We start from the raw sequence: 26,459 nt of genomic DNA, 5'->3' as shown, positions 1-26,459 counted from the left end.
TCATCGCTCCGGCACGCCGGTGGCGTCGCCGAGGGCGGACACCGTCCACTGCCGCCAGCGGGGGAGTACACCGGCACCACCCGCTCGGTAGGACGCCGCGAACACTCCGGCGGCGAGGTCCGGGCGCTCGATGAAGGTGGCGGCACGAACCGCCCATCGCTCCAGCTCGGCCCAGTCACCCTGGGGCAGGTCGGCGATCCAGGCGGGCGCCTCGGTGAGGACCACGGCGGTCGCCCGGCGTGCCGCCGTGCTGTCCGGTTCGCAGAGGCTCAGCACCAGTCGGCGGCGCTGCCGCACTCCGGCGGAGCGCTCGGTCACCGATGCCGCCAGTTGCCGTGCCCGGTCCCGGGCGGCCGCCGGGGGGCGCCGCGGTGCGGCGGACAACACCAGCTCCCACGCTGCCAGCAGCACATCGCCGGCGGCAACCCAGGAGTCCACCGCCTCCCGGACATGACCTGCGGCGTAGAGGCAATCGGCGGCGGCCCGCCACTGCCTCAGCTGCTGGTACTGCCGGGCTGCGTCGAGGGGGCGGCCCAGATCCCGGAGCAGTTCCGCGGCTCGAAGGTGGTCTCCGGCGGCGACATAACAATCCACCGCCTCGTCGGGAACGCCGTCGCGCAGGAAACATTCGGCGGCTCGCCGCAACAGGTCACGGCGGCTGCTTCTCACTCGGTCACCCGGTTGCGGCCGGTCTCGCTCTCCTCGTCGGCCGGCGGGCGGAGCCCGGTCCGGTTCACCGTGGATCCGATCCGGTCCGGGGCGACCGGTTGGACGCCGGGATGAGGGTCGAGCAACCGGCCGACGGCGTTGGCGGCGCGCACATGCTCGGCGTCGTGCTCCGGGCGGTGGGTGTTCGCGTCGACCGCCTCCACCACGAACGTCTCCATCTCGCCGGTACGGCTGTTGAACCGCAGGCTGACCCGATATCTCACCGGTCCTCCCACACGAGTTCCAGCTCGAGGATGCCGTCGCTCTCCTCGTCCCGGGTGATCTGCCCGTTGTTCTCGACGGCGAAGGCGCCCACCGTCGTCCGGATCGCGGTGAGCACCGCCGCGTTGATGCTCGCCATGGCCGCCGAGCGGATCCTTTCCAGACGCAGCTCCGCCTGCTCCCGCAGGGCCTCCCGGCGCGCGTCGGCCTGCTCTCGCAGGCGGGCTGCGGCCAGTGCCGTTGCCTCTTGCTCCAGAGCCCGCTCCGCTGCCGCCCGCTGCCTTTCGACGTTGCGCCGGGCCTGGTCCTGCAGGCTCACTTCCCGCTCCCGCTCCAGCCGGTCGAGATCCTGGTTGACGCGTGCCGTGGCGGTCCGCCGGGCGGCTTCCTCGGTCTCCGACCGCCACGGGCGGTAGAGCTCGGTCGCCTCGGCCGCGACGCGGGCGGTCCGTTGATCGGAGAGCACCTGCGACTGTTCCACCTCCACGACGACCTCGTCGGTCAGCTGGAACTGCAGGCGCAGCTCGCCGGTCGCCGCGTCGTAGCGGGCGGTCCCCTCGGCGACGTCGAGCGCGTAACCGTCCGGGACGGCGATCCACTGCTCATCGGTGCCGAGGGCGGCGAGGAAGGCGGCCCGCAGCCCGTCGGTGAAATCCTGGGTCAGCGGCAGGACGACCGATGCCTCGCCGTCGACAGTGGTGCTGGCCTGAGCAGCCCGGGTGATCTCCTCGCTCCAGGACTGGGTGACCTCGCGGGTCAGCCGGACCTCGAGACGGCGTGGGTTACACATCGGCGGAACCTTCCTGTGACGGCCCGCCCGGCGGGTCGGGTTGTCGGGTCGGGTCTTCGAGAAACGGCCGGATGATCTCGTCGATCGCGGCGACCGCCGCGTCGTCCCCGTGCCGGCGGAGCTCGTGCCGGAGCCGGCCCAGCTGCTGCAGGCGGGACAGGTCGTCGAGACCGGAGCGGGCGGCCAGCGACCTCGCTTCCGTAAGGACCTCGTGCGGGCTGCGAAACCCGGTGACCACCATGCCGCCGTCGTCCTGCACGATCTGTTGAACCGCGTCCTGCACCAGCGCCCGGTCGGCCGGTGCGCTCCAGACGTGGCCGAGCGGCCACAGGTCCCGGGTTCGTGCCTCGTCGCTGCAGCGCAGCAGGGCGGCTCCCGCCACCAGCTTCAGGCAGCGCACCGCCCGCCGGTCCGAGATGCGCAGGCCTGACCGGCGCAGATCGGTGAGGATCATGGTGTACGCCTCGAGAACCGGTTTGAGCCGCACCTGATAGAGGGCGGCGTTGAGCGCGGCGAGGTCGTCGATCGTGGCGAGCGCCTCAGCTGCGGTGCCGGGTTCGCGCCGCCAGCGATGGTCCCAGCCGAGTTCGATCAGCCGGGGGATGTCGGCGTCGGCCACCGGCTCCACGAGGTGACGCAGCAGGAACCGATCGGCGATCGGCGTCAGGGCTGGATCGTCCGGCAACTCGTTGGCAGCGCCCACCATGGTCACCAGCGGCACCGGCTGATAGTCGGGTCCGTTGTGGAACTTGCGCTCGTTGAGCAGGCTGAGCAGTGTGTTGAGCACGGCGCTGCCGGCGTGGAAGATCTCGTCCAGGAAAGCGATCTCGGCCTCGGGCAGCATGTTGTCGGTGCGGACCCGATATCGGCCCTTGCCCAGCTCGCTGATGTCCACCGGCCCGAACAATTCGGTGGGCTCGGTGAATCGGGTCAGCAAGTAGCTGAACTTGCGGGCCGTGATGAGCTGGGCGTACCGGGTCACCAGGTCGGTCTTTGCGGTGCCGGAGGGGCCGAGCAACAGCACGTGCTCGCCGCAGATGGTGCCCAGCACGAGCAGGTCGATCGCCTGGTCGCGGGCGACGTATGCGGCTTTGAGCGTCTGCCGGATCGTGTTGAAGCGATCAACCGAAGAGATCACCCGGGAGTCGAGCATTGCCGTCAGCCTTCTCGCCGGCTTGCCTGGTCCTGGAGCCGGCTGCGCTGCATCTGACCGACGATCTTCCCGAGCAGCGTCTCGATCGGCGCCTCCGGTCCGACCGGCAGGCCCGCTTTCATCTTGGCCTTCCGCCGGTATGCCGCGGCGGTGACCCGGGCGAACACCACCCTGATCTCGTCACCGTTCCAGTCGGTCATCGCCTGAACCAGCGCGGGCATCAGCTTCGGCGGGACGGTGATCTCGTTGGCGGCAGCACACACTTCGATGATCTTCCGCCGGGCGTCCGGATCCGGTAGGCCGATCTCGACCTGCTGGAACCGGCTCGGCCGCAGCAGCGCGCGGTCGATCAGGTTCACCTGGTTGGTCGTGCCGATCACCAGCATGGTCAGTTCCTCCCGGAAGCCGTCCATCTCGGTCAGGATCTGCGCGACGATGGCGTTGTTGGCTCGCGCCCCGCCGTCAGCGTGGCTCGACCGGCGTCCCGCGATAGCGTCGATCTCGTCGAAAACGATCACCGATGGCGCGTTGCGGCGGGCCTCGGCGAACAACTCGCGGACCCGTCGCTCGCTCTCGCCGAAGTACATGCTGGTCACCTCCGGCCCGGAGACGACGTTGATGGTGGCGTCCATCTCGTTGGCGATAGCCTTGGCGAACATTGTCTTGCCGGTGCCGGGCGGCCCGCAGAAGATGTAGCCGCGCGGCAGTGACCGGCGGACCTGACGCGGCGCGTGCGGATCCATCAGGATCCGGATCGCGTCCGCCATCTCCCGCTTGACGTCGTCGTAACCGCCGATGTCGTCGAACCTCACGTTGGGCAGTTCGAAGCTGCCCGAGGTATCGGCCTTGAACTCGCGCAGCGTCTGTCGCAACTTGGCGACCTCGCTCGGCGGATCGGCCTGGTGCTGGTCGTACGCGTACCTCATGGCCTGACGCAGTCGCACCGGGTGCAGGCCGGCGAGGTGCTTGTACATCTCGTCCGCCTTGTACCCCGCGAAGAGTTTCGCCTCCTGAGCGAGGACCAGGGCGGCCGCGCTGGGCTGTTCGACGCCGACCTCCGGCGAGACGGTCGGACCGATTCCGGACAGGGTCAGCGGGACGACGAATCGCTTGGCGAGCACCTGAGGGATGACCAGCGTCGGCTCAACGAAGCCGAGCAGAACCCGTTCCACGTTCGGCGCCTGCCGCAGCGTCGCTTCCATCCCGCCCGGCCCGTAGAGTAGCTCGACCAGCTCACGGACCTCTGGCGCCAAGGTCGACTCCACCGAGCTGGCCAGCAGGTCCAGATGCAGCATCACCAGGACCTCGTCATCCTTGAGCAGGGCGAGTTTCTCCCGGATCTCGTCGAGGTAGCGCTGGCGGAAGGTACGCAACGCGACTCGCGCGTTCTCGGTGTCCTCGGCTAGATCATCGGCCGCTCCCAGCCTGAGCCCGGGCATCGGCGGGCGCGGGTTCATCGCTCGGACCTGCGGATCGCCAGGACCGGCCACCAGCACCGCGCGTCTGTTCGCCTGATGGACCATCGACTCCCACAGGTGCGGCCCGACCGCCTTGTCGCAGTGGATCAGCACCGACAGCCCGGATTTGAGCAGCGACGCGGCCCGGCGGATGTCACGGCCGTACGCGAGCAGGGTCGCTTCACGGTCGGTGAGCGCCGTGGGGTGCGTCATGGAGTGCCTCCGTCCAGCGACGCGCCGTCGTGAGTGATGACGTAGCGCAGCGCTCCGAGGTACTCCCTCAGGTCGGAGTACTGGCGGAGCAGCTCCTTGCGGTCCCGCTCGAGCGAGAGCAGGGGGCGCCAGAAGTCAGCCACGGCCTCGGTCTCCCGGTCCGGTCCGGAGTTGGCCAGCCTGTTCTCCATGGCCCTGATCCGCCGGTCGTGCGCGAAGCCGTGCCGTACCCGTGCCGCGGTGTAGACGTCGAGGACGAAGCCGACATGGTCCTCACCGGACCAGAACCGTGACAGCACCCAGCCACGCCACGCGGCCTGGGCCGGATCGTCCGGCGGCGCCGCCCACGAGGACACCACCAGGCGGTACCCGTCCGCGGCGGGCAACAGCCGGTCGGTGAGCAGAAGCAGGCTCTGTCCCCGGCGAATCGGGTCCGGGTGGTCCAGCACGCCGGTCAGCGGGGAGGCCCGGCGCAACTCGGTCCGCAGCGACGGGACCGCCTGCGGGTCGAGCGCGGCCCGGCTCACGAGCGCGTCGCGAAGCACCACGTCCCAGGCTGAACCGGGTGGGCTGACCAGCGGCCGGGTCCGCTCCAGCAGCGGGTCGCGCCGGGCCGCCACGAGAGCGGCGAGCACCAGGATGTCGGGACCGGCCGGCGCCGGCTCGCCGAATGGCGGGCTGCTGATCCGCATCCGGGCGGCGACGGTGGCGGCCACCCGGCCCACCTCCCGGCGGGCGCTTCGCGGCGGACGGGCGAGGCCGGCTGTCGTACCGATCATCGCGGTGGGTAGCGGCCGGTCATCGCGGATCGCTGCCAGGACGCTCAAGGCGGCATCGAGCATGCTCGTCCTCCACCCACTGCGGGCATTCCCGCATCTGGTCACCGTCGCGGGCATAGAACCGCACGGTGCGCTCGCGGAACGTGTAGTTGATCAGTCCGGCGACCTGGAACGGACGCTGGAACGTGCGGAAGTGCAGGGCGACGTCGGTGCCGGACAGGGCCAGCCGGCTGGCCGAGGAGAACAGGTGGCTGTGGTACCAGCCGAGCAGCACCTCGCCGCTCGCCTCGTCGAGGAGGCCACTCAGGGCCACGAAGGAGTCGGGGGTGAAGGTGAACTGCGCCGGGCCGGCGCCGGTGTGCTCGGCCGGGATCACCCTGGTGACCCGGACCAGGTGCGCGCCCGGACGGCCGGCGACGGTGTGCGCGGTCCCGGCCAGGAAACCGCCGGTCTCGGTACGGTCGGACAACGGCAGGGTCTCGTTCAGCTGCTGGTGGGTCTCTGCGGTCAGCACGACATTCGTCGCCCGGAGGTCACCCGGATCGACATCGTGCTCGGCCGGATCGAAGGCCGCCAGATCGGGACCCTCCACCCGGCGGATCCGGGCCTGCCTGGTCCTCGGCCTTCCCATGTCCACCTCGACGGCCTTGTCGACCAGCGGAGCGGGCCGCCGCAAGTCGTCAGCGCCCTCGGCGGTGATGATCCGAAATTCCCAGTGCTGTTCCCCGGGCTCGCTCCGGCGGAGGTGCTCCTGGAGGTATGGTCCGAGAAACTCGCTCAAGTAGCGGTGCTGCGCCTGGCCGATTCCGGCATCCGCCGACATGGTGAAGACGACACTGCCGTAATGCGGATCCACGTTGACGACGTCCGGGTTCCGCACCGAATGACCCCGGTCCGGGCCCTGGACGACGGCGAGCGCCACCGGCACGTCCGCGGTCAGCCCCATTTCCCGCCGGGCGGCCGCGAGCAGGGTCTCCTCGAGGTTTATCCGTTCGTGGTAATCGCCGTTGGGGCCACGGAGAACCTCCAGCCAGCGCGTCATGACGGATCCGAGCGAATTCTGGATATTCGCGAAGACCTGGTACGCGGGGTGTCTCTCCCCTCGTACTGATGAGCTTGTAGCTCCTCCACGGTGGCGCCGTCGATGCTCACGATCATGGCCTGTCCATCCGGCGTCAGAAACCATGTCAGTGCCTCCCTGTCGAATTCACCGGGGGTGTCCCGATCCAACTCCTCTGGAAGTGAGTAATTGCGGCATCGCGCGACGTCGACGATCATCTGGCACAGGTAATTGAGATCGAGGCCGGGCTCGTAGAACTTCTGCAGGAACCCCAGGCAGAGAATGCGTATCGACTCGCTCGTCCCGGTCACCCGCCGAGAGCCGACGTTCGGGTGGTAGATCGGGGTCAGCCACTGCACGAACGGCGCCTTGTCCGGGTAGTCCGCCAGCAGCTGGATACTGATCCGGTGCTTGCCGGTGGTTCGAGGCGGCCCGTCCGCACGCCGTTCGATGCCCGGCACCAGCAGTTCGACGTCGTACTCGGTGGGCAGGCCCTTCGGGCGCTGATCCAGCAGGACGAACTCGTCGTGCGACCGGCTGAACCGGCCGATCTGGTTGCGGGCCCGGGCCAGCGCGTTCTGCGCCTTCATCGAGAAACCGGCGATCACCTCGGTGGCGACCAGCAGGGTGCCGCCGTCCGGGACCTCGGCCTCGGCCAGGGTGTGCCGGGGATCGAGACGGCGACGGTCCTGTCCGTTCGGCCCGGTGCTCAGCAGGTCCACCACGGTACGGACCCGCTGACCGTCGATCCGGTCGTCGCCGTACTGGTCCAGGACGAACTGCGGTATCTCCGAGACCCGAGTCGTGCTGGGCTGTGAACTGAGCAGGAACTGCTGGTGATCCGGTCCGATCACGGTCAGCCGGTACAGCAGGCAGGGCCGGAACTCGTACACGTTGAAGTCGACGTTGATCTGCTCTCCGGGCAGTCGCTGCTTGAGCCGGCGGCGTACGTCGTCGGCCACCCCGGTGTCCGAGACGAGAGCCGCGAACTCCCGCTCGGCCGTGTAGAGCCACTCGGCGCCGGGATCGGACTGCTGGACGGTCTGCCACAGGACGTGGAAGTTGTCCGACCCGAAGATCTCCAGGGTGCTGAACCCGGGTGGCCGGCCGGGTGCCGGTCCGCGCCGGCTCTCGGTTCTGCGCCAGGATCGAGACTCGGTCCTGGAAGGAGGGCCCGGGCGTGGCGAGGCTGGTTCCGGGTCCGGGTCCGGGTTTGCGTCCGGGCCCGGCTTGGCGTTCTGTGTCTCCTCCTCCAGGAACTGCCGGAAGGTACGGTTACCCGGCCACCGGGCGCTCACGGCGCGTGCCAGGCTCAGCAGACCGTCCACCGTCGCACCGAACTCGAATTCACGGTAGACCCTGTCCCAGAAGGCCGTTGCCTGGAAATCGGTCTCCGGAGGGATCCGGTCGGCGGCGAGTTTGCATTGTTTGGTCAGGAAGAACAGGGCATCGCTGTATCGGTTGAGCGCCTCCGCGAGGATCTTGATGACCTCGTTCTTCAAAATTTCGTCTTCAGGCATGCTTCCTCACCAGAAACCCTTGATTTGCATGTAGCCGATACGGTCGCCGCCGACCAGCGCGAGTAGTTCGCCCGGTGCGACACCCAGGTCACCCAGCCGGGCTCCGGGCGGTGCTTCCGCGAGCACCCGGGTGCGTCTCGTCCCCTGCCCGGGACGGCTGAACGTCTCCTGGGTGACGACGTCCACGCCGTCACCCGCCTCCTGCAGCAGCTCACCGGCGGTCGCGTCAACTGTCAGCCCGCTGCTCCGTACCTGCTCCGGCGGGACGGGCTCATGCCACAGGCAGGTCGGATCGATCCCGGCGCGGTACACGGTCTGCACGTCGAATCCGTCGTCCAGCCGAGTGATCGAGGTGGGCACCGGCAGGCCGCAGAGCAGCCGGACCGCGGCCGTCGCCTGCCAGGCCCCGATCATCGCGGAGATCGGCGCCGAGGCGGGCAGGCTGGGCGCCGGCACGGCGCACCCGATCGGCGCGTCGTCCTCGGTACGCTGGGCGGACGTCATCCCGCACGAGTAACAGGCGCCGCCGGGCGCGTACCAGCAGATCTCACCGCCCCACGGTGAGGTGCCCGCGTTCAGCATGCCGGTTCCGGCCAGACCACAGCGCCGGGCCAGCTGCAGTCGTGCGGCCCGGGAGTCCAGACAGCTGATCACGATGTCCGCGGATCGCAGCTCGCCGATGCCGGCGCCACTCACCAGCGGCGCCACCCGCGCCTCCACGACCGTCGTGGGCGCCAGATCGGCCAGTGCCCGCCGCGCGGCCAGCACTTTCGGCTGCCCGATGTCGGCTGTCCGGAAAAGCGTGGTGCGGCTGAGGTTGGACTCCTCGACCACGTCGTGATCGCAGATCAGCAGGCATCCCACGCCGGCCAGCGCGAGCAGCCGGGCAACCTCGTTGCCGAGCGCGCCCATGCCGGCGATCACCACCCGGGCCTTCGCCAGAGCCGGCTGGTCCCACCCGGGAATGCCGGTGTGGCGCGCGAACCGTTCGCTCATCGCGCCTCCAGGGCACGCTTGCGGAACAGGCAGTGGTTGACCCGGTGATCGGGCCACCGATCGTCGAAACAGGTGAGTCCGCGTTCCACGTCGCGGTGCAGCGACACGTTGCAGTTCGGCTCCCGGCACGGGCAGCGGACCACCACCTCGAACGGACGGAACGTGTAGCTGCACTGCGGGCAGCTCGGTCGCAACTCGCTGGCCTCGAGCAGCACGTCGCCGGGGAGCAACCGCTCCAGCCGCAGACCCTCCGGCGGCTTGTGGGCGGCGTCCATGGCGGCATGGAATCGCTCCACCAGCTCGCTGGTACGGGCCGCGGCGGTCGACGTGCCGGCGCAGCCGAGCAGCGGGTCGAGGTGGCGGACTGACATCAACGAGCCGTCGTCGTCGCGTTCGACTCGTACCCGGTCCCCCTCCCGGAAGGTGTGCGCGCATCCCTCGCACGGCTCGCCCATCCATTCGCAGAACAGCGAGGTGACCGCGGTGCCGTCCGGTTGCACATCGGTCTGCCACTCGGCCTGTTCCCGTGCCTCCTGGAATCGCCGGACCACGGCGCGTTCGTCGTCGGTGCTCATGCCGGCTCCGGCCAGCACCGCATCGGGCTGCCGCACCCCTCGGCCCGCATGGCCGCCGCGGCGAAGCGGTACGCGTCCGGCACCGGCCGTCCGGTGGCGAGGATGCGATAGAAGGCTCTGCTGAAGACGACCGCGCACTTGTCGCTGAGTGCCACCTCGCTGCCGATGACGTTTTTCGCGGCGCCGCGCAGCGCGGGCAGATAGTTGCCGCTGAAACAGGAGCTGAAGACGACGCAGCGCGGTGTGCCAGCGGCCGCCACGAGCTCACTGAAGCCGGCAGGGTCGACGGGATGCCCGCTGCCCGGGCCGTCGAAGATCAAACGGCCGTCGGCGGTGCCGTGCCCGGCGAAGTGCAGGATGTCGAGCGGCTGGGCGTCGACGAGTTCGCGCTCCAGGTCGCGCAGGCGGGTGGCCAGACTGACTCGTGGCCGCAGCCTGTCCGGGTACTCCCGGGCGATCGACTCGACCGCGCGCGCCTCCAGCTCGAGACGCATCCGGCCGCGGTCCTCCGGGCTGGCGAGCAGCATCAGGACCGAGGCGTGTCCCGGCTCGCCGGCGGCGAGCCGGCTCAGCAGTTTGTTACCGGGGTACTGCTGCCGGGCGGCGGCGAAGAGCTGCCGCTGGCCGACCCGGGCGAAGGCGCCCTGTTCGACGGTCAGGCCCACCTGGCGCCACCAGTCCACGATGTTGGGCTGACCGAACGGGGCCAAGCCGTTCATCGGGATGCCGGCGCGCATCAGCATCAACTGTGTGCTCGGCTGGTTGTGGTAGATCTCGGCCAGCAGGAGGTATCCGCCCGCGTTCTCGGCGTCGGTGAAGGACAACTCGGTCATGACGGTGGGCTCCTCTCACTTCTGGAAGAAGAAAATCTCGATCTCCACGAAGCTGGGAGACGCGCCGTAGGTCCAGTAGGCGCGTCGCCGGGCGTCGTCGAACAGCGGCACCTCGCCGATGATCACCGCATTGGCACGCTGGGCGATCCGCTTGCCGATGTTGCCGCGGAACTCCGGGGTGGGCGCGGCGCCGAAGGTGAGCAGCAGTCCGGCCTGCCGTCCGCTCAGTCCCGCCTCCGCGATTCTCTGTTTGAGATCGTCGCGGAGCCCGTCGGCGGCGGTCCGGCCGCGCGCGCCCCCGGACAGCAGGGCCTCCCCGTCCACCTGAATCACGATCTTGGGGACCTCCTCGAGCTCGAGGACCGGCGGCTGGCTCGGCTCGACCTGTGTCGGTGCGGGGCGGGACGTCGGCAGGCTGGTCGGCGGGGAGGAGGGCGGGGGATCCACCTTCGGCGCCGGCCGAGCGGGCGTCATCACCAGCACGACGAGCAGGACCACGACGGTCAGGTCGGCGAACACCCACCCGGCCAGGTGGGTGGCGCCGGCCCGGCCGGCGCGTAGACGTCTCATGGCTTGCCCCATGGCGGATCCGGCGTGAAGGGGTCCTCGTCATCCGGCTCGGGGGGCCGGCTCTGCTGTGGCTGACCCCGGTCGTAGTACGGATCGCGCTGGTCCGGCGGAAACGGTGGTGGCGCGGACCGGGGCGGCGGGTAGCCGGGCGCCGATGGAAATCCGGGCGGCCGCTGTGGCGGGACCTGCGGCGGGACCTGTGGGCTGGAGAAGCCGGCCTGTTCTCGGAGCACGTCGTAGACACGGTCGCTGAACTCGATGATGGACCGGGCCTGCTCGCCGAAGCTATCCAGGGTGCGACCCACCTCGCGGCTCAGATCAAGCACCCGGTTCGCCACCCCGTGATGGGCCTGCGCCTCGGTGGACAACGACTCGGTGGCCTGCTGAACCTGGAGGACAAGCGATCTCATCACGTTCATCAGGCGGAGGTTCTCCTCGGTGAGATCCTTCCGGATCTGCACGAAGTCCTGGAGCATCGCGGCGGGCGCCATCAGCGACGGTGCAATGGCGCTGAAATTGCTCGCCGCCGCACTCCACCCCTCGAGTGCCTGCGCGAACCGGCTGGCCGGGCCGGTGTCCAGGGAATTCTTCAGCTCCTCACCGGTACGCCGCAGTTCCTCCTCGAGTCCACTGATGGCCGTACTGAGGTAGTACCCGAGGCGCTGGATGTCCGCCGCCGGCACCGGCTGGATCTCGATGGCGTCGTCGGCCAAGGCGAGGGTGGCCGCCACCAGGGCACGGCCGAGACGGTCGCGCAGGGCGGCCTGGGACGTCCGGCGTTCGACGACGTCATCCCAGGCGTGCAGCCCGAGGGTCACCAGGATGACCACGACGATCGCCCCGCACACGATTGCAGCGGTGACGGCGAGATCCTTGCCCCAGATGTCGAGGAACGTTCGGTCCGCCGGGATCGGGTCACCGAACGAGGTGGCGAGGAACCACCAGGTGATAGCGACCGGCAGAAAGACCAGCGCGTCGCGGAATCCGGCGAGCACGCGGCTGATCAACTCAGCCTGCCGGTTCACCCGGTCGGGCAGCAGGGTTTCCGGAGGGTACGTCCGCGCCAGGTCCACGCCGACGAACCCGGCGGGTTTCTCGATCAGGAGCCGGCTCAGCCGGAGGAGCACCTGCTGGGTTTCGTACCCCGCCTGCTCGGCGACGTAGACGATCTCATTGCTGCTCTCCTTGAGCGCGGAGCTCACTGGCGCGGTCATCGTCACATTTCCGTCTCGGGGTGGGAGCGGGGTGTCGCTCCGGGAGGAGGCTTGTCCCACACGCCCGTCGAGTGCGTCGGACCGGTCTGCGGGGCGGCGGAGGGATCCGGCGCCGGTTCCGGGCGGCCCGCGGCCTGCGCCGTGCCGTGCCGCCAGCTCCACCATCGCTGGCTGCCGCTGTTCGGCTGGTCCTGCTGTTCGGCAGGAGCGACGAAGCCGCGGTCCTCCAGGAACTGAACGAGCAGGAGGTCACGAATGAATTGGGCGGCGTCCGACTCGGCCGCTCGGAAGACCGCCACCTGGAACGCGATCGTCGGGCGATGTGCCTCAGTGAGGATCCGGCGGATCTGGTCGGCGCTCTTGATGGGCGCACCCCCGGTGGCGAGCAGCAGCAGCTCGAGGAAGAGTTCCACGGCCTGTGGTTCGTCATCGGGCTCCAGCGCGGTGACGACGGGAACGAACCACGCGTAGTCCTCCAGGACCCGGGTGGCCTCCTTGGCGTCCTGGCGCCGGCGCCGGCGCCGGATCAGGGCGTCCATCAGCATCCGGGTCACCTGCGGATCAATGCTGCTGTACATGGCGGCCGCCCGGAGCAGTTCGCCGATCGGGTATGTGCCGAACATGTCGTCGGCGACCGGCCGGAGTTCGTCGGAGGTCAGTCCCAGGCTCGTCGCGGTCCGCACCAGATCGACCGCCGAGCTGCTGGGCCGGTGCTCCTTGTGCAAGCGTTCCCAGGCTTGCCTCATGGCGGTGAGCACCCGCTGGTGGTCCACGCCGGCGGCGACGAGCGCGGCGACGGGCTTGTCCCGATCGAGCGCGCGAACGTCGCGGAAGAGGCGCACCAGCAGTTCCTCGTGGATGAGGGGGACGACGCCGGTACGGACCAGGTCGCGGGAGCGTCCACCGGTCCATTCGGTGAGCTGGGCGGTAAGAGCTCGGTCCAGAGCCGTGCGGATGGCGTCCTGACCGGCTCGCGACGTCAGATAACCGATCTCCTCGGGCCGGGTTGTGTTGCCGGCGGCTCGCCGGAGCAGTCCGCCGATCGACCCGAGCACACCCGGCGCCCGCTGGATCCGTTCGACCCAGTGCAAGACCTCGGAGCGGGTCTGCGGCAGCGGTGTGTTGCGGAGTTCTTCGAGCCGGGCCAGGCCCTCGACCAGGTATGTCTCGACCAGCTGGCCGGCCAGCTGGTCGAACGGCAGCTCGGCCTGTCCCGGTGGCACGCGGCGGTACCCCGCCTGCTGCGCCTGCGCGGCCAGCCGGCCGTCCACGACGATGATGCGCAGCCCTTTGGCGTGCAGTTCCTTTTCCTCCCGGGTCGAGAAGGTCATCGTCCCGGCGAGCAGAACGGCGGACATCTCGACCAGCGCACCGATCAGCAGGATCGCCGACACACTCGGGTCGATCACCACCAGCCGGGCCGACGGGTCGTCCAGCAGCGCGGCGAACAACCGAGGTAGCTCCACCGGGCGGTCCACGGCCAGCATCTGCCGGATCCGGCGCAGGCCGTTCTCGCCGTGGCCGATGAGCTGTGCGCCGGAGACCGGGTCCAGCCGGCCGTCGGTGGGCAGATGGTCCGGATCGGTCACCCAGCCGGGCCAGTTGTGCAGGCCGACGGCCGTGGCAGGGGTGAGTTCGTCCGGGGAGCCGATCAGACAATGGGTGAGGGTGGACCCCGGGCGTCCGTGCGGGTCGGCAACACAGAGCCGGTGAAGGACAACGGCGTGGTTGCCGTGTATTCGATGGACGAGGTCCGACTGCTGCGCCGGGAGGTCACGGTCGGTGGCCCAGATATACGGCTGAAGCAGGTCTTCCCAGCGGGCCAGCTCGGTGGCGCCGATCGACGCCGCCACCGGCCCGACCCCCTTGCGGCCGGTGAGTGAGTAGTCCGACCAGCGGAACACGATCTGGTCGGCGTGGCCGATCGGCGGTCTGCTCACGGCACCTCTCCCAGCGCGACGTTCTTCTTCGCGAGAAGGGTCAGCAGTGGTTTGAAGACTCGCCGCTGCCGGAAGCGTTCCCGCGGGAACGTGTCGCCGTCCGGCTCGCAGTTGGTAGCCGAGGTGTAATGCAGGCTGACGTCGAGGCAACGGTGTACCGGCGACAGCCAGGCGCCCGCGCCCCGGGTGGACAGGAAGGCGTAGACGTCCTCACTCTCGTCCTCCACGGTGCTCAGATCCAGGTCGTCGTCGTGGGAGAACCAGCGACGCAGCGGTGCTTCCGCGTCGAACTCGAGCCGGTCCGCCTTAGCCACCACCAGGGCCGCGGGAAGCGGTACGAAACCACCGCCGGCGTGCTGGTCGCCGAAGAACTGCCTCTCCAGCCGGGTCAGCACAGCTTCGAAGGTGCTGTCCGGCGGAACCTCGTTGCCGTTGCCGATGAATGGCGGCACGTTGGCCGCGTCGACCACGAAGAGCAGGGCGTCGACGGCCTGGATGAAGGCGTTGCCCTGCGCCCGGATGAGCTGCTCACCGGAGACGTCGAAGAATGCGAGGGCGTGTGCGCGCCCACTGCGGCGGCTGAAGACCTGCACCGCGTACGTCAGGGCGTTGGGATCCTCGATCGCGGTGGCCCGGAGTTGCCGCCGGCCGTTCAGGAACGGCTCCAGGTAGTTCCGCTGGAAGTCGAGGTGAATGCCCGGGTCGAGAGGACGGACCTCGAGACCCAGCGCGTCCATCTTGGTCACGATCTGCATCTGCCCGACCATTGCGGCCAGTAGATGGGTCTTGCCGACCAGGCTGTTGCCGACCACGCCCACGACGATCGGCTCGCCGAAGGCGCCGTACTGATCGGGCAGGTAGTGCGGCGGCGATGAGTGGGGGCAGCGGCGGACCGCGGCGTACTTCTCGTTCGCACCCAGGGCAGGGTCGGCCGGCCGCGAGGTGACGGGCTGTTCGGCACCGGTCTCGTCGATCACCACCGAGGGCACCCGGTCCCAGTCGATCCAGTTCAGACAGAGCGGGCAGCGGATGCGGCGCGAACCGTAGGCGTCGGTCATCAGGCGAACCCCTTGAGGACCAGCGTCACGGCGATGACGACGGTGACCACCGCGACCGCCGCCGAGACCAGGACGGTGCCGGACACAGACGGCAGGAACGAACTCCGCGCCACGGGCTGCCGGGGTGGTGCATCGAAGGTGATGGGCGGCCATGTGTCGTCGCGGACGGGCACCGTCTCCGTTGCCGGCGGCTGTTCCGGTGCCGGCGGGTCGGGCGCAGGGCGGGGTTCTTCCGCCGGTGGCTGACGCGGGGCTCGCGGCCGGGGACGTGAGTTCGCCCGTTGCTGCTCGAGCAGTTGCACGTGGTAGGCACGTTGCCGCTCACGCAGTGCCCGGTACCGCTCGCGGGCCTGGTGGTCGCCGCGGGCCCGCCGGGCCCGCCGTGGCTCCCCGAGATCGTCGACAGGCAGCCGGGCCAGCATTGTTGCCGCGGACGGGCGCCTTTCGGCCCGGTCCGCGAAGGCGTCCGCGAAGATCACCTGCAACGGTCCCGGCCGAGCTGCGAGACGTTGCCGCATCATGGCCGCCTCGTCCGGGAACTCGCCGGTTGTCAGCTGGTAGATGATGACGGCGGCGCTGTACACGTCGTTCCCGGGATGGACGGCACCGGTGTGGTCGTGTTGTTCGGGCGCGGCCCAGCCGTCGCGACGGGCGAAGTTTCGTTTCGCGCCGGTCCGGCGGGCCCACCGGAAGTCCACGAGGTGAGCCTGGCTGCCGTCCCAATGGATGGTGTCCGGCGCGACGAACCCGTGCACTATTCCGGCGTTCTCCAGGTCGTCGAGGGCAGAGAGGATCTGGCGGGCGATGGCCAGCTGGGCCGGTCCGGGGAGTGGCACGTCGCTGGGACCGAGAGCGGTCAGCGGCCGGCCACGCCAGCTGAACACGGTGACGGCGCGATCTCCGTCGTCCTGGTTGAAGGCGAGCAGCCGGCTCAGGCTCTGCGGATAACGGCTGGTTGATAAACGAAGCCTCAGCCATTGTCCTATTTCGATTTCATTGTCAATCTGCTGACGGCCGCCGGAGTCGAAGCAAAGGCGAACGAGAACCGGCTCGTTGGAGAGCTGGATGGTGCCGTTCCGCACTCGGAAATAACGATCATGAACGCGGTCGCGGTCGTCGAACGAGATGCGCCAGTCACGGGGTCCATCGCCTGGCCGATTGGGCTCGTACAGGCTGAAGGACTCTTCCGGCATCAATCCTCCTCCGGCCTGTAAAGGGCATCTGGGCAGGGATGAATGGCCCCGAGTGCCAGTCGAGGTGGTGTCTACTGTGGCAGCCGCCGCCGGTCAGACGCATCCTCCGTACGGTTGACTGGCTTTCACCGCAACGAATGGATCTCGCTTTCCGTTATTGATCAATAGGAAGGTCGGTGGCGGCCCGTTCCGCGGCTTTTATTGGGGAGATGCGTGACAAACTCGGAAACTTTGGCCCTCGCGCGCCGTGAGCTGTCCGTATCGCTGTCCTATGAGGAGTCCTGACATGAAGAACGCGCACCTCGGCAGCCTGGAGGTCTCCCGGATCGGCCCGGGCGCCTCGCGGGAGTTGAGGACCACCGCGAGGCCGGCGGCGGGCTGGGCGAGGCCGGGCGCGATCCGGCCACGAGCCGCGTTCGCGGTGAGCCCGGTCTCGGTCCAGGTGGTGACGGTGGGGTCGCCGCTGTGCAGGGTTCCGGTCCGGGCGATCGTCACGGTCACTGTCACCCCCGAGTGCGCCGGATCGCTCACCCCGGCGTTGAGTCACTTGCCGGACTGCCGCAGCTCCACCGAGCAGGGTCCGCTCACGGTTCTGGACGCCGTTTCGATCAGCTGGGCGGCCTCGCGGCCCCAGGCCGGTAAACCCTTGCCCTCCACCAGGGCCAGCGCCGCCGCGGCCTCGGCCAGCCCGGCGGCCCGGGAACCGCGTGCCAGCAGCAACTCCGCCAGCGCAGTCCGTGCCGGGATCAGCGGCCACGCCGCTCCGGTCCGCTCGGTCTCGGCGATCACCTCGCGCAGGGCCAGCTCGGCGACCTCGGCGTTGCCCTGCCGGTACCGCAGCCGCGCGAGGTACAGCCGGGCGTCGGCCATGGCCAGCGGCAGCCGGTACGGCCTGGCGAGGAATCGCAGCAGCCGCTCCTCCAATCCGGCTCGCCGATCGGTCGCCAGGTCCAGCCCGAACGTGGTCAGCTCGACCACGGGCCGCAGCCGTTCGTAGTCGGTGTCGTCGACCAGTTGCCGTCCAGTCGCCAGCATCGTCGCAGCCAGGGGGATGTCGCCGGCGTGCAGCGCGCCCTGTGCCCAGTTCAGGCAGGCGCGGGCACGTTCCCGGGGGTGGCCGGCGAGGCTTGCCGCGGTGGCGGCGATGGCCTGTCCGGCGGTGGGGTCGCCGCTTTCCAGCAGCAGGGACAGGCGGGCGATCTCGACCGCGAGGACCGCTGACGGCTCGCCGGACCTGGCGGCGGCGAGGGCGGCCTCCTCGCAGCGTGCCAGGTGTTCGCTCAGGTGCCGGCCGACCACGGTGTCGGGAGCGGACAGCACCGCCAGAGCCCGGGCTCGCCGCCCGTGGTGGCGCAGGTACGGCACCGCCTGTTCGATCTCCTGGTATCCGGCGCGGGCCTCGCCCTGTTGGCGCAGCATCCGGCCGAGCGCCAGGCCCAGTTCGCCCCGGGCGCCGGGGGGCAGCCGGCGGTCGGCGATCAGGTCGCGCATCACCGGGATCGCGGAGGCCTGGGCGACGCTCTCGATGGCGGAGCGGCCCAGTTTGACGGCGAGGCGTACGCGCACCGGCCGGGGCAGGCCGGTGTGCCCGACCGCGTCGAGCAGGAACCGTGCGGCGGTGGCGTCGTCGCCGCGGGCGGCGGCCAGATCGGCGGCGGTTTCGGCGTTGCGGACGTGGTCGGCGGGGCTGCCGGCCTCACGGAAGTGGTGGGCGAGGCGGGCGTACGGACGGGGTTGCTGTTCCTCCAGGAGCCGGGCGGCGCGCAGGTGCAGCAGGCGGCGGGTGACCGGGGGCAGCAGTTCGTGAACGACCTGGCGGGCGAGAGTGTGCCGGAACCAGAGGCGCCCGTCACGCTGGTGCAGCAGCCCGGCCGCACGGGCCTGCTGCAGCGCCGCGGTGACCGTGCCGTCGCTGGTCTGGGTGATCGCGGCGAGCTGCCGCGGGTCCGCGGCCTGGCCCAGAACGGCGGCCGCGCCGAGGATCTCGCGGGCCGCCTCGTCGACGTGCTGCAGGCGGGTGACCAGGACGTCGCGCAGCAGCGCCGGGACGGCGACGTCGGCGAGGGTGCCGGGGCGCTCGCGGATGGTGTCCACGTCACCGTCGGTCAGGGACCGCACGACCTCTTCGACGAGGAACGGGATGCCGGCGGTGCGCTCGTACAGATGCCCGGCGAAGGAGCCGGCCCCGGATTCCAGAAGCAAGGATCCCCGCAGCAGCTCGGACGCGAGCCGGCCGACCTCGGCGCGGGTGAGCGGCGGCACCCGCAGCCGCCGGATCGCGGGACCTGGTTGCCACCCGGCCGGCAACTCGGCCTCCCGCACGGTGATCACCACCTTCAGCCCGGGTACGGGATAACCGCAGAGATGGTCGAGCAGCTGCAGAGTCGCCGGGTCGGCCATCTGGAGGTCTTCCACGGCAAGCGCCAGCGGGGTCAGCGCGGCGAGCAGAGCCGCCGCCGCCCGCAGCAGCCGCGCGCGTTCGGCATCCGGATCGGGCAGCGCCGCCGGGGGAGGCGGAAGCTGATCGGCCAGCGGCGGCAGCAGCCGGGCCAGCACGCCGGTCTCCGGATCCGGCGTCCGCAGCGCCGGCAGGGTGCCGGTGGCGTACGCGACCCGCAGCCCGTCGAGCAGTGGTCCGAGCGGTTGCGGCTCCCGCAGGTCGTCGCAGTGCGCGACCACCACGGGCAGCCCACTGTCCTCAAGCGACTCGGCCGCCAGCCGGCTCTTGCCGACGCCGGCCTCGCCGCTGAGCAGCACCATCGCCGACGGCCGGGCGAGTTCGGCGCGCAGCGTGCCGAGCAGCCGGTTGCGCCCGACGAAGGGCCCGGGCGCGGGCAGGGCGAAGAAAGCGGTCAGTGGAGACACCAGAAGCGACGATAGCGCGGCCGATTACGGGCACCCGCGCGTTCGGTTTCCATGCCGTGAACGGACAAGATCGATCACCCGGATATCGATCAACTCGCTTGTAGCGTCACCACCACTTCAGGTCTCTGATCGAGTCGAGGTATTACGTGACACGCTCTTTCATCGGCAGGTCCGCGCCGCTCATCGTCGCGGCCGTGACCGCGCTGGCAGTGACCCCGCCGGCGCCCGCCACCGCACAAACAGCCGCCGCGATCAATCAGAAAAGCTCAACGGATGGCACCACGGTCACCCTGATCACCGGCGACACGGTGACCGTCCGGCCCGGCGTCGTCACGGTCCAGGGCCCGGACGGCGAGCAGGTCGGCGCACACATCACCACGGTGGGCCCGGACACCTACGTCTATCCCGACAGCGTCCTGCCCTACATCGGCGCCGGCCGCCTGGACAAGCGGCTGTTCAACGTCACCTACCTGCTGCGCGAGGGATACAGCGACGCCGCGACCGATCGGCTGCCGGTCATCCTCGGATATCGGGACGCCGCCGTGAGCCGCCGCGCCGCGACGCTGCCCGACGCCAGCACCGAGGTGCGCGCGCTGCCCAGCATCCAGGGCCGGGTGGTGTCCACGGACCGCGATCACGCCGAGGACTTCTGGTCGTCATTGACCGCGCAGACCCCTGCTGCTTTCGACCACGGCATCTCCACCGTGTGGCTGGACGGCAAGGTGCACGCCGCGCTCGCCGACAGCGTGGCCCAGATCGGCGCACCGGCCGTGTGGGCGGGCGGGAACACCGGCGACGGCATCGACGTCGCCGTCCTGGACACCGGCATCGACGCGGCGCATCCGGATCTGGCCGGCCAGATCGAGTCGAGCGCCAGCTTCGTTCCCGGCGAGGACGTCACCGACGGACACGGCCACGGTACGCACGTGGCCTCCACGATCGCCGGCACCGGAGCCGGATCCGGCGGGGCCGAGCGCGGTGCCGCACCCGGCGCCGACCTGGAGATCGGCAAGGTCCTCGACAACGGCGGCTCCGGCCAGGACTCGTGGATCATCGCCGGCATGGAATGGGCCGCCCGGGACCGCAAGGCCAAGGTCATCAGCATGAGCCTCGGCGGCAGCCCCACCGACGGCACCGACCCGATGAGCGCGGCCGTCAACGCGCTGAGCGCCGAGACCGGCGCCCTGTTCGTCATCGCGGCCGGCAACAGCGGCCCCACCGAGACGACCGTCGGTACGCCCGGTGCCGCCGACGCCGCCCTGACCGTTGGCGCCGTGGATGTCGGCGACCACATCGCCGAGTTCTCCAGCCGCGGCCCGCGCCTGGTCGACGGCGCGCTCAAACCGGAGATCACCGCGCCCGGCGTCGACATCCTCGCCGCCCGGTCGCAGTACTCCACCGAGGGCGAAGGCCTGTACCGCACAATGAGCGGCACCTCGATGGCCACGCCGCACGTCTCCGGCGCCGCCGTCCTGCTCGCCGCGCAGCACCCCGGCTGGACCGGCCAGCAGCTCAAGGACGCACTGGTCAGCACGGCGAAGCAGACACCCGGGCACGGCCCGTACGAGGGTGGCAGCGGACGTGTCGACATCGCCGCGACCAGCACGGCCACCGTCTTCGCGACCGGCACCGCCTACCTCGGCATCCACCCGCTTGCGGACGAGCCCACCGGCACGGCCGAGAAGCAGATCACCTACACCAACATCGGTACTGCCGACGTCACCCTCGATCTTGAGCTGGATGCTCCGGGCGTACCCGATGGTCTGATTTTGATCTCTGATTCCCGGGTTTCGGTGCCCGCCGGCGGAACCGCGACGGTGACGGTCGCGGCGGATCTCGGCCAGGTGCAGGCGAAGGGCCGGTACACCGGCACCGTCGTCGCGACCAGCACCGATGGCAGCAGGCTGGCCGACACGGTCGTCGGGCTCAGCACCGAGGACCAGCCGAGGCACCTGGTCATCACGCCGACCGGCCGCAATGGAGAGGCGATGCCGGGCGAGATCATGTTGCTGCGTGACGGCGACCCGGCCGGCGCCTACTACTTCTTCCGCACCGACGACGGCCACGCCATCGACGTGCTCGTGCCGCAGGGCCGGTACTCGGTGTGGATGTGGGGTGACGTCGAAGGCGTCCACGGTCCCCACTCGCGCGGTGTCGCCCTGGTCAGCGTGCCCACGGTGAACGTCGAGAAGGACACCACGGTGGAGTTGAAAGCCGCCTCCACCCGCGAGATCCAGGCGATCACCCCGAAGCTCACCGCGAACGCCGAGATCCGCCTTGACTACCACCGCGAGCTGGGCACGGCCTCGGTCACCGACGCCTATCTGGTGAACCGCTACTACGACAGCATCTGGGTCATTCCCGGTCAGAAGGCCCGCGACGGCAAGATGTCGGTGACCGCCCGCTGGCGCAAGATCGAGCCGATGCTGTCGATCACCAACGGTGGCACCCTCTACGACGACCTGATCGTGCTGCCCGGATCAACCGTGCCGGCCGAGGGGACACGCCAGATCCAGGCGGTCCTCGCCGGTACCGGCACCGCCGCGGAACTCAAGGCCGCCAACGTCAAAGACAAGATCGCCGTGGTACGCCAGGACGACCTCGACGAGCAGGTCGAAGCCGCCGAGCAGGCCGGTGCGGCGATGCTGCTGATCGTCACCGGCGAGACCGGACGCTGGTACGACGCGACCAGCCGGACGAAACTCGCCGTGGTGTCGCTGACCAAGGACGGCGGCGACCGCCTGATCACCCAGCTCGGCAAGGGCCGGGTGGATCTGCGCGTCACGTCGGACCCGACCACCGACTACCTGTACGACCTGGTTCGGTACTGGCCGGCCGGCGTGCCGAAGTCGCTCGTCTACCGCCCGTCGGAGCGTGACCTGGCCCGGGTCGACGTCGACTTCCAGAGCACGACGGATCGCGAGCTGTCCGAGCGGCGTTACGACTACAACCCGGACATGCCGGTGAAGGTCGGCTCGCTGTCGACGATCAAGGTGGACCGGTTCCGTACCGACTGGGTGACCCCCGGCAAGGACATCCGCTGGTCGGCGGAGATGAACGATCTGCGGTCGTTCCAGCGCGGCGGCAGCCGGACGTTCACGGCGGGCAGCCGGACCAGCGAGAAGTGGCTGGCGGCGATCCAGCGTCCGCGGATCAACGACGCGGGCACGCTGCCGTACCGGGACGGCGACCGGATCGTGGCCGAGGTGCCCGGCTGGGGTGACTCCGGTGCGGACCACGCCGGCGATGCGGTGCCGGAGGGATCGTCCGGGCAGGTCGTGACGCTGTCGCAGGGCACGACGGTGCTGGAGCGGAACGGGTGGGGCTGGATCGACTCGAATTCTGGGTTGAGCCCCCGTCGTCTGCCGTATCGACTGGTGACCACCACCGAGGGTGACCCGGCGGTCTTCCCGTACTCGATCAAGACGTGGACGGCCTGGGACTTCGTGTCGGACGCGGCGACGACCCGGTTGCCGCTGATCCAGCTTGATTACCGGGTGGACACCGATCTGGCGCACCAGGCGTCCCGGTCGGCGGCGATCGCGGTGATTCCGTCGCATCTGGCCGGTGCCCCTCGCACCACGTCGATCAGGTCGGTCACGCTGGATGTGTCCTTCGACGACGGTGTCACCTGGGTGAGCCGGCGGCTGAGCCGGGGTCAGGGTGGCTGGACCACGGACCTGCGGGCCCCGAGGAGCGCGCAGCACGTCACGCTGCGGGCGGCCGCCACGGATGCCTACGGCAACAAGGTGGAGCAGACGATCACCCGGGCCTTCGGCCTGAAGTGATCAGCGGCCGGGCCGCGGCGAACCCGCGTCGCGGCCCGGTCACCTTCTCGTCACAGCTGCCGAACTAAGCACGGGTGAGCCACCGTCCACCGGGGTACACAAGGGACCGCCGCCGGTCATGTCAGGAGAATCTTGTGAGCGCGTACCCCGAGGTCGTCGTGTTGTTGCCGGTCCACAACCCCGGCCCGCACCTGCGCGAACTCGTCGCTGACCTGCTCGCCGGTGGCGCCGCCGCCGAGCGGATCGTGATCGTCGACGACGGCAGCGGCCCCGAATTCGAGCCGGCCCTGACAGCGGTGCGCGCACTCGGCTGCCCCGTCCTGCAGCACCCGGTCAACCAGGGCAAAGGCATTGCGATCAAAACCGGCCTCCGGTACGCCGAAACGACCCTCGGTGGCATGGATGTCGTCACCGCCGACGGCGACGGGCAGCACAGCGCCGACGACATCCGCCGGGTCGCCGAACGGTCCGGCCGCGACCTGATCGTCCTCGGCGTCCGCCGGTTCGATCCGATGCCGTTGCGCAGCCGGTTCGGCAACACCGTGACCCAGGTGCTGTTCCGCAACGCGACCGGCCGCGCCGTGACCGACACCCAGACCGGCCTGCGGGTCTACCCCGCCGGGCTGCTCGGCCGGCTCGGCGCCGTCGAGGGCGAGCGCTTCGAGTACGAGATGAACGTGCTGCTGGACGCCGCCCGCACCGGCCAGCCGATGGAGGAGGTCGTCATCCCGGCCACCTACCTCGACGGCAACGCAGCCTCGCACTTCGGCGGCCTCACCGACTCGATCCGCGTCTACCGCCCGCTGCTGCGGTTCGCGTTCGCCTCCCTGCTGACCCGGCGGCGACCCTGACCGGCTTCCCGGGCGGGCTTCCTCCCGCATCCGATCTTGTGGACCTCCCCGAACCGTTGGCGAGGAACTCCACAAGATCGGCGGGCAAGGCGAGCGAAACGCGTGACGGGCCGGGGTCGCCGGCCCGTCGTGGCGGGTCGGTCAGTTGCAGGCGGCGCCGTTGAGGGTGAAGCCGGTCGGGGCGGCCGCGTTGCCGGTGTGGCCGGCCTGGTAACCGATGGTGGCTGAGCCGCCGGCCGCGAGCGTGCCGTTGTAACTCGCGTTGGTGGCGGTCACCGTGCCGCTGGTGGGGGAGTAGGTGGCGCTCCAGCCGGAGGTGATGCTCTGTCCAGCGGCCAGGGTGAACGCCAGTCTCCAGCCGTTGACGGCGGTGGCGCCGGTGTTGGTGATGGTGATGCTGTTCGTGAGACCGGTGTTCCAGGCGCTCACGGCGCTGGTGACCCGGCAGGCGCCGGCGGGGACCGACGGGCTGGCCGAGGGCGGCACGGACGGAGAAGCCGAGGGTGACACGGACGGAGAAGCCGAGGGCGAGCTGCCTCCGATGCCGCTCATGATCGCGTCGATGATGCCCTGCTGGGTCACCGTGGCAGAGCTGCGGTCGAACAAACCGAAGCCGTGCTGTCCGTTCCAGCCGTTGTCCCAGTAGGCGGTGGCCGCCCCGTACTTCCTGGCGGCGGTCACCACAGCGCGCGCGTAGTCCGCGCGGTACCTGTTGTTGGTCGAGTCGTATGTCGTCTTGTCGATCGAGCCGTACTCGCCGACGAACACCGGATAGCCGCGGGTGACGAAGGTGTCGTGCATCTTCTTCAGCTGGCCGTCCAGGAAGTCCTCCTGGCCCCAGACTGATTTCTTCGCCGGGTTGGTCGCGGCGGCGCCCCACTGGGTGATGGTGCCGTCCTCGGTTCCGGTGAAGTCCCACGGGTCGTAGTAGTGCACCGAGATCATCAGCCGTTGCTCGGCGGCCGGGATCGTGGCGGAGCGGTACTGGTCGGTCGGGATCACGAAGCCGTAGCTGCCCGCGGTGTAGTCGATGTTGGTGTTCCAGCCGGGCACCAGCAGCCACCGCGAGGTGTTGGTCCCGCCGGTGCGGCGCACGGTGTCCACGAAGATCTGGTTGTACGCGTTGATGTTCGAGTAGCACGGCTCGGTCGGGTTGCCGTACTGCCCGTCGAAGTTCTCGTTCATGGACTCGAAGATCAGGTGCTCGTTGTAGCTCTGGAACCGGGTCGCCACCTGCTGCCAGACCTTTTGGTACTTCTCCCGGATCGTGGTCTGTGCCGACGCGTCACAGATCAGCCAGGAACCGGAGACGCTCTTGTAGCCGTCGCCGTGCATGTTGATCAGCACGTACAGGCCCCGGCCGTGCGCGTAGTCGACCACCTGCTGGATCCGATTCAGCCACGCCGCGTTGACGGTGTAGTCCGGTGCCGCGCCGATGTGGCCCAGGTAGGACACCGGGATCCGGATCGTCGTGAAGCCCGACGCCCGTACCCGATCGATGAAAGCCTGAGTCACGGCGGGGTTTCCCCAGGCGGTCTCGCTGGGGATGCCGTTGGTGCTGGCCTCCAGGGTGTTGCCGAGATTCCAGCCGGCGCCCATGGCGGCGACCAGTTGGGGCCCGCTCAGCTGGGCCACGACGTCGGCGGACGCCGATCGTGTCACGCCGTGGACGGCTCCGGCGACGGCCAGGGCGGCGGCCATGAAGGCGAGCCCGGCCTTCCGTGCTTTCTGACCCATGATTAGTCCTCTCGCGTCTGGGAGCGCTCCCATCATTGCAAAGCATCGATGCCTTGTCATCTCGGCGAAACATTCGGCGGGCCTATGCTCTGCGGTGCCGAACCGCTATAACTAACTAGTCCGTTCATCTGACGTACTGGACGTTCGGCAACGCCCGCGGCAACAACTCGTCGCAGGACGGGTCGGCGCGCGGCGGCCAGAACCTGTTCGCCAACTCGCTTGTCGCCCTGGACATGCGCACCGGCGCGTACCGATGGCATTTTCAATCGATTCACCATGACATCTGGGACATGGACAACGTCATGTCGCCGGTCCTCGCCGACGTGCGGATCCGCGGCCGCCGGCGCAAGGTCGTCGTCTACGGCAGCAAGTCCGGCATGTTCTTCACCCTGGACCGCACCGACGGCACCGCCCCGCTCGGCGTCGTCGAACGCCCGGTGCCGCAGGAACCGCGGCAGAAGACCTGGCCCACCCAGCCCTTCCCGGTGCAGGGCGGCTGGACCGAACAGCGCGTCGTCGACCAGCCGCTCGGCACCACCGTCCCCGGCGACCCGAACCGGGCCGTGCCCAACTACGTGCGTGGCGCCCTGTACACCCCGCGCTGGGACACGCCGATCGGACGGTAATCTGCTCGCCCTGGACGCCCGCCACGGCCGCGAGCTCTGGCGCTTCCAGACCGGCGCGGCGATCAGCTCCAGCCCCATCATGTACAAGGCCGGCGGCATCTGCGGGTGCCGGTGGGCGCCACAGTGACGTTCACCAATCATCCGGAGAACGCCGGCCCGCGCGGCGTCACCCAGTTCTTCGAGGGCCTGTTCGACGTGCTCCTGGACCCGGGGGAGTCCTTCCAGTACACGTTCACCCGCCGCGGCGAGTACTTCTTCAACGACCCGGCGAGCCTGCGTTCCACCGGCAAGGTGGAGGTCTACTGACAAAC

Annotated in this window: 25 protein-coding genes; 6 read left to right on the top strand and 19 right to left on the bottom strand. The window is 69.7% G+C overall.

Annotated elements, in window-relative coordinates:
* Genes ACQP2E_RS20860 through ACQP2E_RS20785 form a run of 16 tightly spaced genes read right to left on the bottom strand, consistent with a single transcriptional unit; the run spans position 1 to position 15,972 of the window.
* Entirely contained in the window at positions 1-669 is a 669-nt protein-coding gene (locus ACQP2E_RS20860; RefSeq protein WP_433824596.1) for a hypothetical protein, read from the bottom strand.
* Complete coding sequence (locus ACQP2E_RS20855) at positions 666-932, bottom strand: hypothetical protein (RefSeq protein ID WP_433824595.1); 267 nt, start codon at positions 930-932, stop codon at positions 666-668. Before ACQP2E_RS20855 ends, ACQP2E_RS20860 begins: the two co-directional genes overlap by 4 nt.
* Positions 929-1,720 carry a hypothetical protein gene (locus tag ACQP2E_RS20850; RefSeq protein ID WP_433824594.1) on the bottom strand — a complete coding sequence of 264 codons (792 nt, stop codon included), beginning with the start codon at positions 1,718-1,720 and terminating at the stop codon, positions 929-931. Before ACQP2E_RS20850 ends, ACQP2E_RS20855 begins: the two co-directional genes overlap by 4 nt.
* Positions 1,713-2,873, bottom strand: coding sequence for an AAA family ATPase (locus ACQP2E_RS20845; RefSeq protein ID WP_433824593.1), 1,161 nt, complete (start codon positions 2,871-2,873; stop codon positions 1,713-1,715). Before ACQP2E_RS20845 ends, ACQP2E_RS20850 begins: the two co-directional genes overlap by 8 nt.
* Before the next feature lie 5 nt (positions 2,874-2,878).
* Positions 2,879-4,543: an ATP-binding protein gene (locus ACQP2E_RS20840; protein WP_433824592.1), complete on the bottom strand. Its 1,665-nt coding sequence runs from the start codon at positions 4,541-4,543 to the stop codon at positions 2,879-2,881.
* Entirely contained in the window at positions 4,540-5,385 is an 846-nt protein-coding gene (locus ACQP2E_RS20835; protein ID WP_433824591.1) for a hypothetical protein, read from the bottom strand. Before ACQP2E_RS20835 ends, ACQP2E_RS20840 begins: the two co-directional genes overlap by 4 nt.
* Positions 5,342-6,364: a JAB N-terminal domain-containing protein gene (locus ACQP2E_RS20830; protein ID WP_433824590.1), complete on the bottom strand. Its 1,023-nt coding sequence runs from the start codon at positions 6,362-6,364 to the stop codon at positions 5,342-5,344. Before ACQP2E_RS20830 ends, ACQP2E_RS20835 begins: the two co-directional genes overlap by 44 nt.
* Positions 6,361-7,902, bottom strand: a complete 1,542-nt coding sequence (locus ACQP2E_RS20825; protein WP_433824589.1) for a hypothetical protein — start codon at positions 7,900-7,902, stop codon at positions 6,361-6,363. Before ACQP2E_RS20825 ends, ACQP2E_RS20830 begins: the two co-directional genes overlap by 4 nt.
* Before the next feature lie 6 nt (positions 7,903-7,908).
* Positions 7,909-8,898, bottom strand: coding sequence for a HesA/MoeB/ThiF family protein (locus ACQP2E_RS20820; RefSeq protein ID WP_433824588.1), 990 nt, complete (start codon positions 8,896-8,898; stop codon positions 7,909-7,911).
* On the bottom strand, positions 8,895-9,473 hold the full coding sequence (locus tag ACQP2E_RS20815) for a hypothetical protein (protein ID WP_433824587.1): 579 nt from the start codon (positions 9,471-9,473) through the stop codon (positions 8,895-8,897). The genes ACQP2E_RS20820 and ACQP2E_RS20815 overlap by 4 nt, the downstream gene beginning before the upstream one ends.
* The gene (locus tag ACQP2E_RS20810) at positions 9,470-10,306 is read right to left on the bottom strand and encodes a CHAT domain-containing protein (RefSeq protein WP_433824586.1); all 837 of its coding nucleotides are present in this window, start codon (positions 10,304-10,306) and stop codon (positions 9,470-9,472) included. The genes ACQP2E_RS20815 and ACQP2E_RS20810 overlap by 4 nt, the downstream gene beginning before the upstream one ends.
* 15 nt (positions 10,307-10,321) lie before the next feature.
* Positions 10,322-10,876: a hypothetical protein gene (locus ACQP2E_RS20805; RefSeq protein ID WP_433824585.1), complete on the bottom strand. Its 555-nt coding sequence runs from the start codon at positions 10,874-10,876 to the stop codon at positions 10,322-10,324.
* On the bottom strand, positions 10,873-12,090 hold the full coding sequence (locus ACQP2E_RS20800; protein WP_433824584.1) for a hypothetical protein: 1,218 nt from the start codon (positions 12,088-12,090) through the stop codon (positions 10,873-10,875). Before ACQP2E_RS20800 ends, ACQP2E_RS20805 begins: the two co-directional genes overlap by 4 nt.
* A gap of 2 nt (positions 12,091-12,092) precedes the next feature.
* Positions 12,093-14,030, bottom strand: coding sequence for a hypothetical protein (locus ACQP2E_RS20795; protein ID WP_433824583.1), 1,938 nt, complete (start codon positions 14,028-14,030; stop codon positions 12,093-12,095).
* Positions 14,027-15,088, bottom strand: coding sequence for a hypothetical protein (locus ACQP2E_RS20790; RefSeq protein ID WP_433824582.1), 1,062 nt, complete (start codon positions 15,086-15,088; stop codon positions 14,027-14,029). Before ACQP2E_RS20790 ends, ACQP2E_RS20795 begins: the two co-directional genes overlap by 4 nt.
* On the bottom strand, positions 15,088-15,972 hold the full coding sequence (locus ACQP2E_RS20785; protein ID WP_433824581.1) for a hypothetical protein: 885 nt from the start codon (positions 15,970-15,972) through the stop codon (positions 15,088-15,090). Before ACQP2E_RS20785 ends, ACQP2E_RS20790 begins: the two co-directional genes overlap by 1 nt.
* A 93-nt stretch (positions 15,973-16,065) precedes the next feature.
* On the opposite strand from ACQP2E_RS20785, the gene ACQP2E_RS20780 reads away from it, so the two are divergent.
* Positions 16,066-16,302, top strand: coding sequence for a hypothetical protein (locus ACQP2E_RS20780; RefSeq protein ID WP_433824580.1), 237 nt, complete (start codon positions 16,066-16,068; stop codon positions 16,300-16,302).
* Positions 16,303-16,479: 177 nt separating this feature from the next.
* Here the strand turns inward: ACQP2E_RS20780 and ACQP2E_RS20775 are convergent, their stop codons facing one another.
* Together ACQP2E_RS20775 and ACQP2E_RS20770 are read right to left on the bottom strand one after the other, a co-directional pair.
* A complete protein-coding gene (locus tag ACQP2E_RS20775) occupies positions 16,480-16,776 on the bottom strand; it encodes a hypothetical protein (protein WP_433824579.1) in 297 nt (98 codons plus the stop codon).
* Between the two features lie 48 nt (positions 16,777-16,824).
* A complete protein-coding gene (locus ACQP2E_RS20770; protein WP_433824578.1) occupies positions 16,825-19,146 on the bottom strand; it encodes an ATP-binding protein in 2,322 nt (773 codons plus the stop codon).
* A gap of 146 nt (positions 19,147-19,292) precedes the next feature.
* Here ACQP2E_RS20770 and ACQP2E_RS20765 point away from each other — a divergent pair, with 146 nt between their 5' ends.
* Both ACQP2E_RS20765 and ACQP2E_RS20760 read left to right on the top strand, forming a co-directional pair.
* Positions 19,293-22,934 (top strand): S8 family serine peptidase, encoded by a 3,642-nt coding sequence (locus ACQP2E_RS20765; protein WP_433824577.1) that lies wholly within the window; start codon positions 19,293-19,295, stop codon positions 22,932-22,934.
* A gap of 134 nt (positions 22,935-23,068) precedes the next feature.
* Positions 23,069-23,785: a glycosyltransferase family 2 protein gene (locus tag ACQP2E_RS20760; protein ID WP_433824576.1), complete on the top strand. Its 717-nt coding sequence runs from the start codon at positions 23,069-23,071 to the stop codon at positions 23,783-23,785.
* A gap of 141 nt (positions 23,786-23,926) precedes the next feature.
* Here the strand turns inward: ACQP2E_RS20760 and ACQP2E_RS20755 are convergent, their stop codons facing one another.
* Positions 23,927-25,522, bottom strand: coding sequence for a cellulase family glycosylhydrolase (locus tag ACQP2E_RS20755; RefSeq protein ID WP_433824575.1), 1,596 nt, complete (start codon positions 25,520-25,522; stop codon positions 23,927-23,929).
* A 290-nt stretch (positions 25,523-25,812) separates the two neighbouring features.
* Here ACQP2E_RS20755 and ACQP2E_RS20750 point away from each other — a divergent pair, with 290 nt between their 5' ends.
* The 3 genes from ACQP2E_RS20750 to ACQP2E_RS20740 are packed head-to-tail and all read left to right on the top strand — an operon-like array spanning position 25,813 to position 26,454.
* Positions 25,813-26,148 (top strand): hypothetical protein, encoded by a 336-nt coding sequence (locus tag ACQP2E_RS20750; RefSeq protein ID WP_433824574.1) that lies wholly within the window; start codon positions 25,813-25,815, stop codon positions 26,146-26,148.
* A complete protein-coding gene (locus ACQP2E_RS20745) occupies positions 26,102-26,275 on the top strand; it encodes a hypothetical protein (RefSeq protein ID WP_433824573.1) in 174 nt (57 codons plus the stop codon). The genes ACQP2E_RS20750 and ACQP2E_RS20745 overlap by 47 nt, the downstream gene beginning before the upstream one ends.
* Positions 26,272-26,454, top strand: coding sequence for a hypothetical protein (locus ACQP2E_RS20740; protein ID WP_433824572.1), 183 nt, complete (start codon positions 26,272-26,274; stop codon positions 26,452-26,454). Before ACQP2E_RS20745 ends, ACQP2E_RS20740 begins: the two co-directional genes overlap by 4 nt.
* Positions 26,455-26,459: the final 5 nt, after the last annotated feature.

The sequence above is a fragment of the Actinoplanes sp. CA-015351 genome (genome assembly GCF_050955685.1).
Classification (GTDB): domain Bacteria; phylum Actinomycetota; class Actinomycetes; order Mycobacteriales; family Micromonosporaceae; genus Actinoplanes.
Note: the sequence above shows the minus strand (reverse complement) of the source record. Positions and strands in the feature narration are given on the sequence as shown.